Below are 18,402 nucleotides of genomic sequence, written 5' to 3'. Positions count from 1 at the left end.
TTTTTGTGGTATTTCACACTTCCAAAATTAGATGTCCCATTTTTTCCTTTTTTGTTTTGAGGTATTTTTCATTATAATGATTTGGACAAATTTCTATAGAAACCCTTTCTACAACATCAAGACCATACTCTGATAATTCCATAATTTTTTGTGGATTATTTGTCATAATCCTTATCTTTTTAACTCTTATATCTTTCAAAATCTGTGCAGCTATACTGTATTTTCTTAAATCGGGTGGAAAGCCAAGCTTAATATTCGCTTCAACAGTATCAAATCCTTGATCCTGCAGATGATACGCTTTAATCTTGTTTAAAAGTCCTATGCCCCTTCCTTCCTGCCTCAAATAAACTAGTACCCCTCCTTCCTGTCCTATTCTTTCCATTGCCGCATGAAGCTGGTCACCACAGTCACATCTTAACGACCCCAATATATCCCCCGTCAGGCACTCTGAATGTATCCTCACAAGTACAGGGTCCCTATTTATGTCTCCTTTAATCAGAGCTACATGCTGTTTTCCTGTTAATATTTCTTCATACCCGACAATTTCAAAATTCCCATATTTTGTTGGAAGTTTCGCCTGTGCTACCCTTCTCACAAGTATTTCATTTTTCATTCTGTACTTTATCAAATCTTCAATAGATATGATTCTTAATCCAAATTTTTTTGCAAACTCCAAAAGGTCATGTAATCTTGCCATATTCCCATCGTCTTTTATGATTTCGCATATTACTCCAGCAGGTTTGAGTCCCGCAAGAACTGCAAGGTCTACAGCCGCTTCTGTATGTCCTGCTCTTACTAAGACACCACCATCTTTTGCTCTTAAAGGAAAGATATGTCCCGGCTTTGTAAAATCTTCTGGCTTTGAATTATTATCTACTAATTTCTTCACCGTCAGTGCTCTTTCAAATGCAGAAATACCAGTGGTACATTCTTTATAATCTACAGATACAGTAAAAGCAGTTTCTTTATGGTCAGTGTTATTCTCAACCATTTGGTAAATGCCAAGCTCATTAAGTCTCTTTTCTGTCATTGGAACACATACAAGACCCCGTCCATATTTTATCATAAAATTAATGTGTTCTCCTGTAACTTTTTCTGCTGCCATAACTAAGTCGCCTTCATTTTCCCTATTTTCATCATCTACCACAATAATCATTTTCCCTTGCTTTATATCTTCTATTGCATCTTCTATCCTATCAAACATCGGTCTTTCCCCCTTAACTTAGAGAAGTCATCCACATCTATATAAATCCATTTTCTTTTAATAAATCTTTTATATCCTTTTTTCCTATTAGTTTTTCTACATATTTAGAAAGTATATCAACTTCGATATTTACACTATCTCCTACCCTTTTATAACCCAATGTGGTCTTAAGCATTGTATGTGGAATAACTGAAATAGCAAAAGAATCATATCCATCCTCAACAACCGTTAAACTTATACCATCAACCGCAATACTTCCCTTCCGCACAATGTATTTTGCAAATTTCTCATTTATAGCTATCTTAAATATAAAAGCATTTTTTTCCTGCCTTTTGTCTATGATTTTTCCAACGCAATCTATATGACCAGTTACGATATGCCCACCCATTCTCCTTCCAACTTGAAGTGCTCTTTCAAGATTGACAATGCTTCCAATTTTTAAATCTTTTAAATTGCTTGCTCTCATGGTTTCAGGCATAACGTCAGCTGCAAAACTTTCGTTTGACATATTAGTAACAGTTAAACATACACCGTTAACTGCTATACTATCACCTATTTTTGTTCCCTCAAGGACTTTGCTACATTTAATAACAATTTTTGTAAAAGTACCATGTATAATATTTTTAACAGTTCCTGTTTCTTCTATAATTCCAGTAAACATCCGCCATAACCTACTTTCTTACATATGCTGTTATTAGTATATCATCATCTATTCTATCAATCTCCACATCTTTTAATTCTATTGAATTTCCTATATCCGAAAAACCTGTACCTTCTACAGGTGTTAAAGCATTTTTCCCTCCTATTATTCTAGGTGATATAAAAAACATAACTTTATCAACAATTCCCTCTTTAAATAAAGACCAATTTAATGTCCCACCGCCTTCAATCAATACACTATCAATCCCCCTCTCTCCAAGTTTTATCATTAGCTCTTTTAAAGGTACTTTTCCACTGTCGTTCTTTAATATAATAACTTCAATATCCATATCTTCAAGCTTCTTTCTCACATTGTTTAGCATAAGTTCTGTTGTAGCAATTATCGTTTTTGCCGTTTTGTCTCTTATTACATTTGAGTCAAGTGGAATTCTACCTCTACTATCCACAATAATCCTTACAGGATTTTTATACCCCTCCAACCTTGTTGTAAGCATTGGGTTATCCTTAATTACTGTATTTATCCCAACCATAATCGCGGATACACGTCCTCTTATTTTATGAGCAAATTTTCTTGATTTCTCATTTGTAATCCATTTAGAAATTCCATTATAACAAGCAATCTTACCATCAATACTCATAGCAGATTTTAATATCACAAAGGGAAATTTTGTCGTAATATATTTAACAAATATTTCGTTGAGTTTCCTCGCTTCTTTCTCCATCATCCCCACATGTACTTCTATTCCCGCCTCTTTTAACCTTTTTATACCATTTCCGCTAACTTTAGGATTTGGGTCTTCCATCGCTATATACACTCTCTTAATGCCAGATTTAATTATTTCTTCAACACAAGGTGGTGTTTTGCCATAATGGCTGCAAGGTTCAAGTGTTACAAACATAGTAGAACCTTTGACATCTTCAACTGCATTTTTTAATGCATTTACTTCAGCATGGGGACCTCCAAAATATTCATGATAACCCTCACCTACTATTTTTCCATTTTTAACTATTACAGCACCCACAAGTGGATTAGGGTTTGTGTATCCCCATCCTTTTTCAGCCAGTTTTAAAGCCCTTTTCATATATTCTTCCAATTTAATCCCTCCTATACTAAAAAATCCTGAAGGTTAAACCTTCAGGGTTAAAAAAACCCCAGAGAATATATTCCCTGGGGAATATTTCTCCTTCTCCCATCCAGACTTTAACTGTCGGCCTCGGAATTTCACCGAGTCTGCCAAAAGGCTCGCGGGCTATACCGCCGGTACGGAATTTCACCGATCCCCGAAGGTTTTATCCAATTGTATTTTCAACAGTACCACCTGCAGGAATAAAAGGAAGCACCATTTCATCTTTATCTATAATACATTCTATCATAAAAGGTCTATTTTCGCTATAGGCTTTTCTAAAAGCTTTTTCGAATTCTTCCTTTGTTGTAATTCTTATTCCTTCTACTCCAAAGTCATTTGCAAGCTTAGCAAAATTCAAATTTGCATTCAAATCTGTGTGAGAAAATCTCTTGTCATACAAAAGATTTTGCCACTGTCTTACCATTCCTAAAGTTTGGTTGTTGAGTAGTACCGTTATAACCGGAATATTATATACAGCAGCTGTTTCTAAGGCATGTATATTCATTCTTAAACTTCCATCACCTGCAATGTTTACAACTCTTTTATCTGGCTTTCCCACTTGTGCACCTATTGCAGCAGGAAGCCCAAAGCCCATTGTCCCTAGTCCTCCTGAGGTAACAAAAGTCCTGGGCTGTTTAAATTTATAATACTGCGCAGCCCACATTTGATTTTGTCCCACTTCAGTGGCTATTATAAGGTCATCGTTTGAAAGCTGTTGAATTTTTTCTACTATCCACTGAGGCCTCAAAACTTCATCGTTTTTATACTTTAATCCGTGCTTTTCTCTCAAGAAAGAAATTTCCTCTAACCATTCTTTTCTCTCAATGAATGGAAGTTTATTCGTTAAAAGTTTCAATACTTCTTTTACTTTGCCTATAACTGCTACCTCCACTTCCACGTTTTTCCCTAATTCTGCAGGGTCAATATCAATATGGATTATTTTAGCATTTGGAGCAAGTCCTCCTGCTTTGCCAGCGACTCTGTCGCTAAATCTTGTCCCTATTGCTATCACAAGGTCTGATTTATACACAGCCAAATTTGCAAATCTGCTTCCATGCATGCCAATAAGACCTAATGACAAAGGATGGTCTTCTGGAAAGCATCCTAACCCCATTAAAGAAGTAGCAACAGGTATATTGGTCTTCTCTGCAAATTCTATAAGTTCCTCTGATGCTTCTCCCCAAATCACTCCTCCTCCTGCAAATATTACAGGTTTTCTACTTTTCAAAATGAATTCAATGGCTTTGTCTAACTCTTTTTGCGAAACTATTCCATTGACATTGCTTTTTATATTAATACTATCTCCCATTTCCTTAACATATTCTATATCAGCATTCTGTATATCTTTTGGAATATCAACTAACACAGGACCAGGCCTTCCACTTTTGGCTATTGCAAATGCCTGCCTTATTGTATCTGCTAATTTATCAGGAGACTTTACAATAAAGTTGTGTTTAGTTATAGGCATGGTAATTCCTGTTATGTCAACCTCTTGAAAAGCGTCCTTTCCTATAAGATTTGTAGGAACCTGTCCTGTTATCGCCACAACAGGTACTGAATCCATATAAGCATTAGCTATACCCGTTACAAGATTGGTAGAACCGGGGCCAGAGGTAGCAAAGCAAACCCCAACTCTTCCCGTAACTCTTGCGTAACCATCTGCCATATGAGCTGCCATTTGCTCGTGAGTAGCTAAAATATGCCTTATATCAGAGTCATAAAGAGCATCATAAATGGGAATAACTGCTCCTCCTGGTATGCCAAATATAGTATCAACGCCCATCTCTTTTAAAACTTCTATAACTACTTGCGCTCCTTTTAACTTCATATACCTCCCCCCTTAAAAACCGCACCTGTATTTGCAGAAGTCACCTGTTCTGCATATCTTGCCATATAACCATTTTTTATCTTTAGTTCAGGCCTTACCCATCTTTTCATTCTTTCTTTAATCTCCTCATCAGTTAATTTCACATTAATTTTTCTTGCGGGAATATCAATTTCAATAATATCCCCATCTTCAATAATCGCTATTTCTCCTCCTTCCATAGCTTCCGGAGAGACATGTCCTATGGAAGCTCCTCTTGTTGCACCTGAAAATCTACCGTCTGTTATAAGAGCGACCTCTTTGTCAAGTCCCATACCCGCAAGAGCTGAAGTAGGACTTAACATTTCTCTCATTCCCGGCCCACCTTTTGGACCTTCGTATCTTATTACTACCACATCGCCTTTTTGTATTTTTCCTCCATATATTGCAGCTATGGCTTCTTCTTCAGAATTAAATACCTTTGCTGGTCCTTCATGTCTTAACATCTCTTTTGCGACAGCAGATGCTTTTACAACAGCTCCTTCTCTTGCAATGTTCCCGTACAGTATCGCAAGACCTCCAGTACTGCTGTAAGGGTTGTCTATTGGCCTTATCACATCATGATTTAAAACTTTAGCGTCTTTTATATTCTCTCCTAATGTCTTTCCTGTAACTGTTAATGCTTCAATATTTATAAGATTAGCTTTCGTCAGCTCTTTTAAAACAGCTGAAATTCCGCCTGCAAAATAAAGGTCCTCTATGTGGTATTTCCCTGCAGGACTTAATTTACATAAATTAGGTACTCTTGCACTAATCTCATTAATCTCATTTAAAGGTATATCTACGCCTGCCTCATGAGCTATAGCTTTTAAGTGCAATACTGTATTTGTAGAACCACCTAAAGCCATGTCTATACTAAAGGCGTTTATAAATGCCTCTTTTGTAAGTATATTGGAAGGCTTAATTCCTCTCTCTACAAGCTCCATGATTTTTATTCCAGCTTGTTTTGCAAGTCTTATCCTTTCAGAATAAACAGCTGGAATTGTGCCATTTCCTGGAAGTCCAATTCCTAAAGCTTCTGTCAAGCAATTCATAGTATTTGCGGTAAACATACCAGAGCAGGAACCACAGGTAGGGCAAGCGTTAAGCTCTATTCTGTAGAGGTCTTCCTCAGTGATTTTACCAACCTTGTGAGCCCCTACCGCTTCAAAAACACTGCTCAAATCACAGGTATCTCCATTACACTTTCCTGCAAGCATTGGGCCTCCGCTTACAACTATTGCAGGAATATTAAGTCGTGCTGCTGCCATAAGCATTCCTGGCACTATTTTGTCGCAATTAGGTATAAGCACAAGCCCGTCAAAACCATGGGCCATTGCCATGATTTCAATGCTATCTGCAATAAGTTCTCTACTCCCTAAAGAGTATTTCATACCTTTATGGTTCATGGCAATGCCATCACAAACACCAATAGTGGAAAACTCTATAGGAGTTCCTCCTGCCATTCTGATGCCTGCTTTTACAGCTTCAGCTATTTTGTCAAGGTGAATATGTCCTGGTATAATTTCGTTTTTTGAATTTGCCACACCAATAATCGGCCTTTTTATTTCTTCATCTGTAAGGCCTAAAGCATATAAAAGTGACCTATGCGGCGCCTTTTCAACTCCTTTTTTTATGCTATCGCTTATCAATCTCTTCACCCCTTTACATACTCTACCACTTTATCTCCCATCTCCTGAGTATTTAAAATTATTCCCTTTCCTAAATCTAAAGTCCTATAACCTGCCTCTAAAACTTTATTTACTGCATCCTTTATGTCATTAGCAGCATCTATAAGGTCAAAAGAATATTCCAGCATCATAGCAACTGACAGTATTGTAGCTAAAGGATTTGCTTTTTTTGTTCCAGCAATATCTGGAGCTGAACCATGTATAGGTTCATAAAGTCCTACTTTATCTTCTCTTAAGCTAGCAGAGGGAAGCATACCTATAGAACCTGTAAGTTGGGAAGCCTCGTCACTTAATATATCGCCAAACATATTGGAAGTGAGAATTACATCAAATTGAGAAGGATTTTTAATTAGTTGCATAGCACAATTATCTACATACATATGGTTTAACTCAACATCAGGATATCTCTTACTTATTTCTTCTACCGTTTTTCTCCACAATCTTGAAGAATCCAAAATGTTTGCCTTGTCTACAGAAGTGACTTTCTTTTTCCTCTTTAAAGCCGCTTCAAAAGCAATAACTGCTATCCTTTCTATCTCTGAAGTCTGGTACACTTCTGTATCATAAGCCTTAAAACCATAATCTATAGCAACTGTTCCTCTCGGTCCAAAATAAATACCACCAGTAAGTTCTCTTACCACAAGAATATCTAACACCTCTTGTAATAATTCGTTTTTTAAAGGAGAAGCTTCTTTTAAAGGAGGATAAAGAACAGCAGGTCTTAGATTTGCATAAACCCCTAGGCTTTTTCTCAAAGCCAGAAGACCCGCCTCTGGCCTTTTATCCCCCTCAAGGTCATCCCATTTAGGTCCCCCTACTGCTCCCAAAAGAACAGCATCGCTAGAAAGACATGCATTTTTTGTCTCCTCCGGATAGGGAACACCATATTTATCTATAGCATCTCCCCCAAATGGATACTTTTTTACATCAAATTTAAGTTTGTACTTGTCTTCTATAGCAGACAAAACTTTTAACCCTTCTTCTATGACTTCAGGTCCAATTCCATCTCCAGGCAAAACAGCAATTTTAAACAATTGTCACACCTTCTCTCTGACATAATTTATAAGTCCACCATATTTCATTATTTCTTTTATGAAGTCAGGAAAGGGTTGAGCTTTAAATTCTGTTCCTTTAGTCAAATTTTTTATGATTCCATTATCTGTATCAACCAAAACAATATCACCTTCTTCAATCCCATCTACTGCCTCTTTGCATTCTAATATCGGAAGCCCTATATTTATCGCATTTCTGAAAAAAATTCTTGCAAACGACTTAGCAATTATACAGGATATACCAGATGCTTTAATAGCAATTGGCGCATGCTCTCTGGAGGATCCACTACCAAAATTTTCACCTACAACCAGTATATCTCCTTCTTGAACTTTGTTTTTAAACTCTTTGTCTAAATCTTCCATGCAATGCTGTGCCAATTCTTGTGGGTCTGATGTGTTTAAATACCTTGCTGGTATTATAACATCTGTATCTATATTGTCCCCATATTTTATGGCTTTCCCCTGCATCATTCTACCTCCTCTGGACTTACGATATATCCTGCAATAGCTGAAGCCGCCGCAACAGCTGGACTTGAAAGATACACTTCACTCTCAGGATGTCCCATTCTTCCTACAAAATTTCTATTAGTAGTAGCCAGTGCCCTTTCTCCTTTAGCCAAAATTCCCATATGTCCGCCAAGGCAAGGACCACACGTAGGAGTAGATACTGCTGCACCTGCTTTTATAAACTCTTCGATGTAACCTCTTTTAACACATTCTAAGTATATTTCCTGTGTTGCGGGGAAAATTAAAAGTCTTACATCAGGATGAACCTTTTTACCCTTCAATATCTTATAAGCTATCTCCATGTCTGATATACGTCCATTGGTACAAGAACCAATAACCACTTGGTCTATTTTCACTTTTCCAACCTCATCAATATTTCTGGTGTTTTCAGGCAAATGAGGAAATGCTATTTGAGGCTTTATCTCATCCAAATTTATCTCATAAACTTCACTGTACTCAGCATCTACATCCCTTTCAAATACCTTATACTCTCTTTTTGCTCTCCCTTTAACATATGCTTCGGTAATTTCGTCAAAATCGAAAATACCGTTTTTAGCCCCTGCTTCTATTGCCATATTGGCGATTGTGAATCTATCATCCATTGACAAAGCTTTTATATTCCCTGTAAATTCCATAGATTTGTATAAAGCTCCGTCAACTCCTATTTTTCCGATTATATACAAGATAACATCTTTTCCACTTACCCATTTTTGCAAATCGCCTTTTAAAACGAATTTTATAGCTTCTGGCACTTTAAACCACGCCTTGCCTGTCGCCATTGCTGCCGCCATGTCAGTGCTTCCTACCCCTGTAGAAAAACAAGTAAGAGCGCCATAGGTGCAAGTGTGAGAATCAGCACCTATGACAACATCCCCCGGAAGTACAAGTCCTTTTTCGGGTAAAAGTGCGTGCTCTATCCCCATTTGCCCTACTTCAAAGAAATTTACTATTCCATGTTTTTTTGCAAATTTTCTCATTATATTCACTTGCTCCGCCGATTTTATGTCCTTATTAGGAACAAAATGATCAGGGACAAGGGCAATTTTAGTCTTGTCAAATACCTCTTCTTTTCCTATTTTTTTAAACTCCTTTATAGCAACAGGAGCAGTAACATCATTGCCTAATACCATATCCACATCAACTTCAATTAACTCCCCCGCTTTGACTTTTTTACCAATTTTTGCTGACAATATCTTTTGTGTCAATGTTAAGCCCAAGCTTCTCCCTCCTTAAGACTTCTAAACTCTTCCAAAGTCTCTTCAACAACAAATCTTATATCCTCATCTACAATGACCTTTTTTCTGTCTGCCAAATCTTTAAACCTTCTAAAAGCATCACTTAACTCTCCTGACGAAAGATTGTTATACCCCAATTGTCTGACTTTTAATTCAAAAGCATTTCTTCCTGATAGCTTACCTAATGCAAAAGTATCTGGAACTATTCCGATATCTTCTGGTTTCATTATCTCATAAGTAGCTCTGTTGTTTATAACTCCATGTTGGTGAATTCCCGCTTGATGCCTAAAAGCATTAGCACCTACAATTGCTTTATTAGGTTGGAGGTTAATCCCTGTAAGTTTGCTTACCAGTTTGCTTGTATTGTATATCTCTTTAGTGTTTATTCCGTGAACAAGGCCAAAATAATCTTTTCTCGTGTTTAATGCCATTACTACTTCTTCCATAGCTGCATTTCCTGCCCTTTCTCCTATTCCGTTTACAGTCACTTCTACTTGAGTCGCTCCATTTTCTATGGCAGACAAGGAATTCGCTACAGCCATTCCTAAATCATTGTGACAATGAGCACTTATCATTACTCCATCGATGTCGGGAATATTATTTCTGATGTATTTTATGAGTTCTCCAAATTCTCTTGGCATCGCATATCCCACAGTATCGGGCACATTTATTACATTCGCTCCTGCATCGATTACCTCACTAAAAACTTTTACTAAAAAGTCCCAATCAGTTCTTGAAGCATCTTCTGCTGAAAATTCAATTTCATCAAATTTTCCTTTTGCGTACTTTACCATTTCAACAGCTCTTTGGAGCATTTCTTCTCTTGACATCTTAAGTTTATATTTAAGATGTATATCAGAAGTTGCGATAAAAACGTGTAATCTCGACCTTTCAGCATTTTTCAAAGCACTGCTGGCTCTGTCTATGTCCTCCTTTACAGACCTTGCCATTGCAGCAATAGTAACACCTTTTAATTTATCAGCAATATTTTTAACTGCTTCAAAATCTCCATTAGAAGCTGCTGGAAATCCTGCCTCTATGACATCTACTCCTAATGATACCAACTGTTTTGCTATTTCAAATTTATCGTTAATGTTAAAATTGACGCCAGGAGTCTGCTCACCATCTCGTAATGTAGTGTCAAAAACAATGACTCTTTTGACCCCCATGCCTATCTACCTCCTTATTCATTCTTTTTTAATCCAAGCCATCATTTCTCTCAAACCTTTACCAACTTTTTCAATAAGATGATTTGCCTCTTTTTCTTTTATAGCATTGTACTGTGGTCTTCCTACCTGATTTTCTAAAAGCCACTCTTTTGCAAATTTTCCTGATTGTATTTCTGACAAAACTTTTTTCATCTCTTTTCGAGTCTCTTCTGTTATTATCCTCTTTCCTGTCATATAGTCTCCAAATTCTGCAGTATCCGAAATAGAATATCTCATATAACTAAAACCACCTTCGTATATTAGGTCAACTATAAGTTTCATTTCATGCACACATTCGAAATAAGCTATTTCTGGCTGATAACCAGCTTCTACTAATGTTTCAAATCCTGCTTTCATAAGTTCTGTAACTCCACCACAAAGAACAGCTTGCTCTCCAAAAAGGTCTGTTTCTGTTTCCTCTTTAAATGTAGTTTCAATAACACCTGCCCGTGTACCTCCTATTCCTTTTGCATAGGCTAAAGCTATTTCAAAAGCCTTACCAGTGTAATTCTGATATACAGCTACAAGATTTGGAACTCCTTTTCCTTCTTGATATACCCTTCTTACAAGATGTCCAGGACCTTTTGGAGCTACCATAAACACATCTACATTTTCAGGAGGAACAATCTGTTTAAAATGAATGTTAAAACCATGAGCAAAGGCAAGAGCTTTACCTTCTGTAAGATTTTTTTCTATGCTTTCTTTATAGACTTTTGCCTGTTTTTCATCCGGTATCAGTATCATTATGATATCTGCTACTTTAGCTGCTTCCTCAACTGTATAAACTTTCAGCCCTTCTTTTTCTGCCCTTTCTTTTGATTTACTTCCCTCGTAAAGACCAACTACTACATCAAGTCCAGAATCTCTTAAATTTAGTGCATGAGCATGACCTTGACTTCCAAAACCTATTATTGCGATTTTCTTGTTTTTAAGCAAATTCAAATCTGCATCCTTGTCATAATACATCTTTGCCATTACAATTCCCCCTCATATTCTTTTAGTGTTTTATTGCCTCTCTCTAAAGATACAAGTCCTGTCCTGACAAGTTCTTTTACATCGAACTTATTTATTAAATTTATAAAAGCATTTATCTTTTCATTATCTCCAGTAAGTTCTATAATCAATGAGTCCATTGAAATATCTATAACCTTTGCTCTAAAAGTATCCACAATGTGCATTATGTCATCCCTTGTGTTTGAATCATAACCTACTTTAACTAACAGCAATTCTCGAGAAACATTATCCCTTGCCCCTATGTTTTGTACTGTCAACACATCTACGAGTTTATTAAGTTGCCTTATCACCTGTGTAACTGTATAATCATCTCCTTCCACTGTCAAAGTTATCCTTGAAATATCTTCTCTTTCTGTCGTACCTACTGCAAGGCTTTCAATATTGTAACCTCTTCTTGAAAAAAGACCCACTACCCTTGACAAGACTCCTGGATGATTGTTAACAAGGACAGATATAATGTGCAAATTATCACCCCCTATAAAAATCATTCCCCGCCCTGAAAGCACAGGGCGGGGATTTCCTCCACGCGGTACCACCTGTTTTCGCTATTACCTCACGGCAATAGCCTCACCAAGTCATACAACTTGACCTGTAACGGGTAATCCCGGTATAGCCTAATAAGCTTACCACCGTTCAGCTATACAGCTCCAGAGCGATCTAATATGCGCCTCGGCACCGGTTTGCACCAGCCACCGGCTCTCTTAAGCCTACGCACATACCCCTCACCTTCATCGCTTTTATTCTTTATCATTTTAAAAATACAAATCCGAATAAAGTTACTTGTTATTTTAGCAGCATCTTCTGCTTTAGTCAACTAAATTATTTGTAAATTTTCAATAATCTATCGTTTACATTTACTAAAAAATTTTAAATATCCCCCAAAAAAATTGCTCTTTTTTAAGCTATCATTAAATTGTCTAAATTACATTAAACTTAAATATTTTTCTAATTTGGTTTTTGAAAAGTTATGTATTATGATTAAAATTAGAAATCTCAAGAAAGGAGAGTTTTTATGGGTATTTTACATATACCTTTGAAAATAAAAGATATTACAATCAAAAATAGAATCATGATGTCTTCCATGTGTATGTATACAGCTTCTACAGATGGAATGCCAAATGACTGGCATATAGTTCATTATGCCACAAGGGCTATTGGTGGAGTAGGACTTATTGTGCAAGAAGCTACAGCTGTTGAAAGCAGAGGAAGAATAACCGACCATGACCTTGGTATATGGAATGATGAGCAGGCTGAAAAATTAAAAAGAATTGTAGACATCTGCAAGGCAAATGGCGCTGTGATGGGAATACAGCTTGCTCATGCAGGAAGAAAATGTAATATATCCTACGAGGATGTCATAGGACCTTCTCCTATTAAAGCAGGAGAACACTACAAACTTCCGAGAGAATTATCAATTGAGGAAATAAAATATATAGTAAAAGCTTTTGGAGAAGCTGCCAAAAGGGCTCATTTAGCAGGTTATGATGTTGTTGAAATACATGCAGCTCACGGCTATTTAATTCATGAATTTCTTTCTCCTCTTTCAAATAAACGAAAAGATGAATACGGTGGTAGTATTGAAAATAGAGCAAGATTTTTAATTGAAGTTATAGATGAAGTTAGAAAAAATTGGCCTCAAAACAAGCCTATTTTTGTGCGTGTATCTGCAGATGATTACATTGAAGGCGGAATAAACATAGATATGATGGTAGAATATATCAACATGATAAGAAACAAAGTTGATTTAATTGATGTAAGCAGTGGAGGACTTTTAAATGTTGATATAAACCTATATCCCGGATATCAAGTTAAATACGCTGAAGCAATTAAAAAACACTGTAATATAAAAACTTCTGCAGTAGGATTAATAACGACACAAGAGCTTGCAGAAGAAATTCTTTCAAATGAAAGGGCAGACTTGGTTGCACTGGGAAGAGAGCTCTTAAGAAATCCCTATTGGGTTCTGCATACTTACACTTCAAAGGAAGACTGGCCAAAACAATATGAAAGAGCTTTTAAAAAATAAGCCCCCACAAATTTGAGGGCTCAGAATGTAGACAAACTTTCGTAAAGGAGATATTTTGTATAAGGAGTGACTTGTGACAAAGCGGCAACAAAACTTAGCAAGACCGAGGGTGTAGGCAGGGCCGAAGCCATGGATGGCGGAGGCGGGCACTAAGACAAGGAGGTCGAATGTGCCCGGTACCCTGCCGGAGCCCGAAGGTCGAGCTTTAGTTTTGTCGCTTTGGAACATCGGAACGACGATGCAAAATATCTCCTTTAAAATTTTTTGACTTTGTCAACAAACTGAGCCCCCAAAAATTGAGGGCTTATTTTTATTCTTCATTTTCTATTCTTGCAGTAGAAACAACCCTGTCCCCATCATCAAGCTTCATAAGAGTTACTCCTCTTGTATCTCTGTGCATCTTAGAAATATCAGATACCTTCATTCTTATAAGAATTCCATTTGCAGAAATTATCATAAATTCATCTTCTGGATTTACTGACCGTATAGACACCAATTTACCAGTCTTTTCGCTAAGCCTTATTGCGATTATTCCCTTTCCCGCTCTTGTTTGAAGCCTGTATTCCTCTAAGTCCGTTCTCTTCCCAAAGCCATTTTCTGTTACTACTAAAATTTCACTATTGGGATGAACAAGGTCCATTTCTACCACTTCATCATCTTCTCTCAAGGAAATAGCTATTACACCTTTCGCCACTCTTCCCATAGGTCTTATGTCTTTTTCATTAAATCTTATAGCATAACCTCTGGCAGTCCCTATTATTATTTCTCTTTCTCCATTTGTTAATTTTACATTTATAAGTTCATCACTTTCTTCCAACGTGATAGCAATTATACCATTTCTCTTAATTGACCTAAACTCTTCTATAGAAGTCTTTTTAATTATGCCTTTTTTAGTACACATCACAATATACTTAATATCTTCTGATTTTTTAAGAGGAATAACCGCTGTGACTTTCTCTCCTTGAGCTATCTGTATGAGATTGACAATAGCCGTGCCTTTTGCTTGTCTTCCCGTCTCAGGAATGTCTATTGTCCTTAAACTATATACCTTCCCTTTGTTTGTAAAAAACAACAGTCTGTCATGAGTTGTAGTGATAAATATATCCTCTACAAAATCATCTTCTCTTGTAGATATACCTAATATGCCTTTCCCTCCACGTTTTTGAGCCTTATAAGTATCAAGAGGCATTCTCTTTATATATCCATAATGAGTCATTGTCACAACTACATCTTCCAATTGCACCAAATCCTCTAAATCTAACTCTTCTTCTTTTGCTACAATATTTGTCTTCCTCGGAGTAGCATATTTATCTTTTATTTCCAAAAGCTCTTTTTTGATTATTTCCAGCACTTTTCTTTCATCTGCCAAAATTTCCTTTAATTCTTTTATCTTTTCAATTAACTCCTTAAGCTCATCTTCTACTTTTTGCCTTTCAAGCCCAGTCAACCTTCCTAATCTCATGTCAACTATCGCTTGTGCTTGTTTTTCGCTTAACCCAAACTTGTCCATTAAATTTTGTTTAGCAATTGCTTCTGTCTTCGAACTTCTTATTATGTTTATCACTTCATCAATGTGGTCAAGGGCGATTTTTAACCCTTCTAAAATATGGGCTCTTTCTTCTGCTTTTCTTAAGTCAAACTTGGTCCTTCTCGTTACAACATCCGCTTGATGATCTACATACTTTTCTATAATCTGCTTTAAATTTAGTATTTTTGGCTCTCCATCTACAAGAGCTAACATTATAGCTCCAAAGGTCTGCTGCATTTGTGTGTGCATGTAAAGTTTATTAAGTATCACCTTTGGATTGACATCTCTTTTTAGCTCTATTACAATTTTCATTCCATTCCTATCAGATTCATCTCTCAAATCAGAAATCCCTTCTATGTGCTTGTCACGGACTAACTCAGCTATCTTTTCAATTAACTTAGCTTTAAGAACCATATAAGGGATTTCAGTAATTACGATTCTCATCTTACCGTGATGTTCTTCAATTTCTGCCTTTGCCCTAACAACAATTTTACCTCTTCCTGTCTCATAAGTCTCTTTTATACCGTCTCTTCCTAGAATTATTCCTCCTGTAGGAAAGTCAGGTCCCTTTATATACTTCATCAGTTCATCTACTGAAATATAAGGATTGTCTATATAAGCGACAATGCCATCTATGACTTCTCCTAAATTGTGAGGAGGAATGTTGGTAGCCATACCTACAGCAATTCCTTGAGAACCGTTGACTAAAAGATTAGGAAATCGAGAAGGAAGCACAACTGGCTCTTTTAAAGTCTCGTCAAAGTTTGGCACAAAATCTACTGTTTCTTTATTTATATCTGTAAGCATTTCAAGGGCAATTTTTGAAAGCCTCGCTTCCGTATATCTCATGGCAGCTGGAGGGTCTCCATCTATGCTTCCAAAGTTTCCGTGTCCATCTATCAAAGTTTCTCTCATTGAAAAATCCTGTGCCAGTCTCACTAAAGTATCATAAACAGCCGCATCACCGTGAGGATGGTATTTTCCTAAAACTTCGCCAACAACTGCAACGCTCTTTTTAAATGGCTTGTCAGGAGTTAATCCCAACTCATTCATAGCATAGAGAATCCTTCTATGAACTGGTTTCAAGCCATCTCTCACATCTGGCAGTGCCCTTCCAACAATTACACTCATCGCATAATCTATATAAGATTTTTTCATTTCATCTTCAATGTCTACCGGGATTACTTTTTCTTTTTCTTCACTCATCTATTCCACCTCTTTTATATGTCTAAATTTCTAACTGTTTTTGCATATTTTTCTATAAATTCCCTTCTTGGTTCGACTTTATCCCCCATCAAAATGGTGAAAACCTCATCTGCAGCTATCGCATCCTCTAATGTAACTTTAAGCATCGTCCTCTTTTCTGGATCCATAGTTGTATCCCATAACTGGTCAGCATTCATTTCTCCAAGACCTTTATACCTTTGAACAGTATAATTTTCCCTTCCAATTTCATTTAAAATCTTGTCTAATTCTCTATCCGAGTAAGCATAATATACTTTTTTGCCTTTTGTAATTTTATATAAAGGTGGTTGAGCAATGTACACATTTCCATTTTCAATTAAAGGTCTCATAAACCTATAGAAAAATGTTAAAAGCAGTGTCCTAATATGGCTTCCGTCTACATCTGCATCTGTCATTATAACTATTTTGTGGTACCTTAACTTACTTATATCAAAATCATCCCCTACGCCAGTACCTAAAGCAGTTATCATTGCTCTTATTTCTTCATTAGACAGTATCTTGTCAAGTCTTGCCTTCTCCACATTTAAAATTTTTCCTCTGAGTGGAAGTATAGCTTGAAATCTGCTGTTTCTACCTGATTTAGCAGAACCTCCTGCAGAGTCACCTTCTACCAAGAAAAGCTCACATTTAGAAGGGTCTTTCTCTGAGCAGTCGGCAAGTTTACCCGGCAAAGTAGTATTCTCAAGAGCAGACTTTCTTCTGGTAAGCTCTCTGGCTTTTCTTGCAGCTTCCCTTGCTCTTGCTGCTTGAGTAGCTTTTTCTACTATAATTTTTGCAACTGAGGGATTTTCTTCTAAAAAAGCCGTGAGTTTTTCTGTTACTACATTTTCTACAATAGACCTCATTTCAGAATTTCCTAATTTTGTTTTAGTCTGCCCTTCAAATTGTGGATTTTTTAATTTTACACTTACAATAGCTGTAAGTCCTTCTCTTACATCTTCACCCTGTAAATTTTTCTCGTTATCTTTTATAATTCCGTATTTTCTTGCGTAATCATTAATAACTTTAGTCAAAGCTGCTTTAAAGCCTACTAGATGAGTACCACCTTCTCTAGTATCAATATTATTAGCAAAACTAAAGATATTTTCATTATAGCTGTTATTATACTGCATGCAAACCTCTACTTCATATTCAGTGTTTTTTGCTTCCATGTATATAGGCTCATCATGGAGAACTTCTTTGTTTCTATTGAGATATTTCACAAAAGATATAATTCCACCTTCATAATTAAAGACCTCTTCTTTTCCGTCCCTTTCGTCTATGAGCTTGATATTTATGCCCTTATTTAAAAACGCTAATTCTCTCAATCTTTGAGCCAATACATCATAGTCGAATACAGTTTCTTCAAAAATTTCCTTATCCGGCTTAAAAGTAATAGTTGTACCTGTCTCTTCTGTCTCTCCAATAACCTCTAAATCCGTTTTTGGAACTCCTCTTTCATATATTTGCCTATAAATTTTCCTATGTTGTTTTACAATAACTTCTAATTTTTCAGATAATGCATTTACAACAGAAACACCTACTCCATGCAATCCTCCCGATACTTTGTAAGCGTCATTATTAAATTTTCCACCTGCATGTAACATCGTTAAAGCTACTTCTACAGCTGGTTTTCCAACTTTGGGGTGAATATCTGTAGGTATACCTCTTCCGTCATCTTCAACCGTTATAGAATTATCTTTGTGTATAGTAACTACTATATTTTTGCAATAGCCGGCCAATGCTTCGTCTATACTATTATCGACTACTTCGTATACAAGGTGATGCAATCCCCTGCTGCCAGTAGAACCTATATACATTCCTGGCCTTTTTCTTACTGCTTCTAAACCCTCTAATATTTGTATTTGACTCGCAGTATAAGTTTCATCCTTTGCCATATTCACAACCTCCGCAAATTTATCCAACAGTTTTATTTTATCATTCTTTTAAGAATTGCTCAATTCAAATGATTTCCCGAAAAATTTCCCGGGAAATGAAGAGGAAATAATTTTATTTTTATTATTGCCTATAATATAATATACTTAACAAATATACCTATAATATAATATACTTAAATTGAGGT

14 protein-coding genes, 1 riboswitch and 1 other annotated feature are annotated in these 18,402 nt (G+C 36.4%); of the genes, 1 reads left to right on the top strand and 13 read right to left on the bottom strand.

Translation table 11 applies throughout. The features are described 5' to 3' along the window. Window positions 1–13 precede the first annotated feature (13 nt). The 11 genes from BUB32_RS08580 to ilvN all read right to left on the bottom strand — a co-directional run bounded on the left by BUB32_RS08580 (window position 14) and on the right by ilvN (window position 12,005). Window positions 14–1,204 carry a bifunctional 3,4-dihydroxy-2-butanone-4-phosphate synthase/GTP cyclohydrolase II gene (locus BUB32_RS08580; RefSeq protein WP_072969031.1) on the bottom strand — a complete coding sequence of 397 codons (1,191 nt, stop codon included), beginning with the start codon at window positions 1,202–1,204 and terminating at the stop codon, window positions 14–16. Between the two features lie 37 nt (window positions 1,205–1,241). Continuing rightward, the gene (locus tag BUB32_RS08575; protein ID WP_072969030.1) at window positions 1,242–1,865 is read right to left on the bottom strand and encodes a riboflavin synthase; all 624 of its coding nucleotides are present in this window, start codon (window positions 1,863–1,865) and stop codon (window positions 1,242–1,244) included. Window positions 1,866–1,875: 10 nt separating this feature from the next. Next, the gene (gene ribD, locus BUB32_RS08570; RefSeq protein WP_072969029.1) at window positions 1,876–2,958 is read right to left on the bottom strand and encodes a bifunctional diaminohydroxyphosphoribosylaminopyrimidine deaminase/5-amino-6-(5-phosphoribosylamino)uracil reductase RibD; all 1,083 of its coding nucleotides are present in this window, start codon (window positions 2,956–2,958) and stop codon (window positions 1,876–1,878) included. 84 nt (window positions 2,959–3,042) lie between these two features. Continuing rightward, a riboswitch (FMN riboswitch) is annotated at window positions 3,043–3,157 on the bottom strand. Further along, a complete protein-coding gene (gene ilvB, locus BUB32_RS08565) occupies window positions 3,155–4,819 on the bottom strand; it encodes a biosynthetic-type acetolactate synthase large subunit (protein ID WP_072969028.1) in 1,665 nt (554 codons plus the stop codon). Its footprint overlaps the riboswitch before it by 3 nt. Beyond that, the gene (ilvD, locus tag BUB32_RS08560) at window positions 4,816–6,486 is read right to left on the bottom strand and encodes a dihydroxy-acid dehydratase (RefSeq protein ID WP_072969027.1); all 1,671 of its coding nucleotides are present in this window, start codon (window positions 6,484–6,486) and stop codon (window positions 4,816–4,818) included. Before ilvD ends, ilvB begins: the two co-directional genes overlap by 4 nt. 5 nt (window positions 6,487–6,491) lie before the next feature. After that, window positions 6,492–7,559, bottom strand: coding sequence for a 3-isopropylmalate dehydrogenase (gene leuB, locus BUB32_RS08555; protein WP_072969026.1), 1,068 nt, complete (start codon window positions 7,557–7,559; stop codon window positions 6,492–6,494). A 3-nt stretch (window positions 7,560–7,562) separates the two neighbouring features. Next, a complete protein-coding gene (gene leuD, locus BUB32_RS08550) occupies window positions 7,563–8,045 on the bottom strand; it encodes a 3-isopropylmalate dehydratase small subunit (RefSeq protein WP_003867393.1) in 483 nt (160 codons plus the stop codon). Further along, window positions 8,045–9,301, bottom strand: a complete 1,257-nt coding sequence (leuC, locus tag BUB32_RS08545; protein ID WP_072969025.1) for a 3-isopropylmalate dehydratase large subunit — start codon at window positions 9,299–9,301, stop codon at window positions 8,045–8,047. The genes leuD and leuC overlap by 1 nt, the downstream gene beginning before the upstream one ends. Further along, window positions 9,292–10,488, bottom strand: a complete 1,197-nt coding sequence (locus tag BUB32_RS08540) for a 2-isopropylmalate synthase (RefSeq protein ID WP_072969024.1) — start codon at window positions 10,486–10,488, stop codon at window positions 9,292–9,294. The genes leuC and BUB32_RS08540 overlap by 10 nt, the downstream gene beginning before the upstream one ends. Window positions 10,489–10,506: 18 nt before the next feature. Beyond that, window positions 10,507–11,502 carry a ketol-acid reductoisomerase gene (ilvC, locus tag BUB32_RS08535; RefSeq protein WP_042834366.1) on the bottom strand — a complete coding sequence of 332 codons (996 nt, stop codon included), beginning with the start codon at window positions 11,500–11,502 and terminating at the stop codon, window positions 10,507–10,509. Next, window positions 11,502–12,005 carry an acetolactate synthase small subunit gene (ilvN, locus tag BUB32_RS08530; protein ID WP_072969058.1) on the bottom strand — a complete coding sequence of 168 codons (504 nt, stop codon included), beginning with the start codon at window positions 12,003–12,005 and terminating at the stop codon, window positions 11,502–11,504. Before ilvN ends, ilvC begins: the two co-directional genes overlap by 1 nt. A gap of 38 nt (window positions 12,006–12,043) precedes the next feature. Further along, window positions 12,044–12,282: a binding site (T-box leader), on the bottom strand. A 271-nt stretch (window positions 12,283–12,553) separates the two neighbouring features. Here ilvN and namA point away from each other — a divergent pair. Further along, a complete protein-coding gene (gene namA / locus BUB32_RS08525; protein ID WP_072969023.1) occupies window positions 12,554–13,567 on the top strand; it encodes an NADPH dehydrogenase NamA in 1,014 nt (337 codons plus the stop codon). A gap of 310 nt (window positions 13,568–13,877) precedes the next feature. Here the strand turns inward: namA and gyrA are convergent, their stop codons facing one another. Next, the gene (gyrA, locus tag BUB32_RS08520) at window positions 13,878–16,301 is read right to left on the bottom strand and encodes a DNA gyrase subunit A (protein ID WP_072969022.1); all 2,424 of its coding nucleotides are present in this window, start codon (window positions 16,299–16,301) and stop codon (window positions 13,878–13,880) included. Between the two features lie 14 nt (window positions 16,302–16,315). After that, window positions 16,316–18,217 carry a DNA topoisomerase (ATP-hydrolyzing) subunit B gene (gene gyrB / locus BUB32_RS08515; RefSeq protein ID WP_072969021.1) on the bottom strand — a complete coding sequence of 634 codons (1,902 nt, stop codon included), beginning with the start codon at window positions 18,215–18,217 and terminating at the stop codon, window positions 16,316–16,318. Window positions 18,218–18,402: the final 185 nt, after the last annotated feature.

Origin of the sequence: Thermoanaerobacter uzonensis DSM 18761, from assembly GCF_900129115.1 — a bacterium.
Taxonomy (GTDB): domain Bacteria; phylum Bacillota; class Thermoanaerobacteria; order Thermoanaerobacterales; family Thermoanaerobacteraceae; genus Thermoanaerobacter; species Thermoanaerobacter uzonensis.
This window is presented reverse-complemented; position numbering and strand designations above follow the sequence as displayed.

Coding starts and splice junctions, on each gene's coding strand:
- BUB32_RS08540 (WP_072969024.1), bottom strand. CDS start 10,488: ATGGGGGTCAAAAGAGTCATTGTTTTTGACACTACATTACGAGATGGT.
- BUB32_RS08580 (WP_072969031.1), bottom strand. CDS start 1,204: ATGTTTGATAGGATAGAAGATGCAATAGAAGATATAAAGCAAGGGAAA.
- leuD (WP_003867393.1), bottom strand. CDS start 8,045: ATGCAGGGGAAAGCCATAAAATATGGGGACAATATAGATACAGATGTT.
- ilvC (WP_042834366.1), bottom strand. CDS start 11,502: ATGGCAAAGATGTATTATGACAAGGATGCAGATTTGAATTTGCTTAAA.
- BUB32_RS08575 (WP_072969030.1), bottom strand. CDS start 1,865: ATGTTTACTGGAATTATAGAAGAAACAGGAACTGTTAAAAATATTATA.
- gyrB (WP_072969021.1), bottom strand. CDS start 18,217: ATGGCAAAGGATGAAACTTATACTGCGAGTCAAATACAAATATTAGAG.
- ilvB (WP_072969028.1), bottom strand. CDS start 4,819: ATGAAGTTAAAAGGAGCGCAAGTAGTTATAGAAGTTTTAAAAGAGATG.
- namA (WP_072969023.1), top strand. CDS start 12,554: ATGGGTATTTTACATATACCTTTGAAAATAAAAGATATTACAATCAAA.
- gyrA (WP_072969022.1), bottom strand. CDS start 16,301: ATGAGTGAAGAAAAAGAAAAAGTAATCCCGGTAGACATTGAAGATGAA.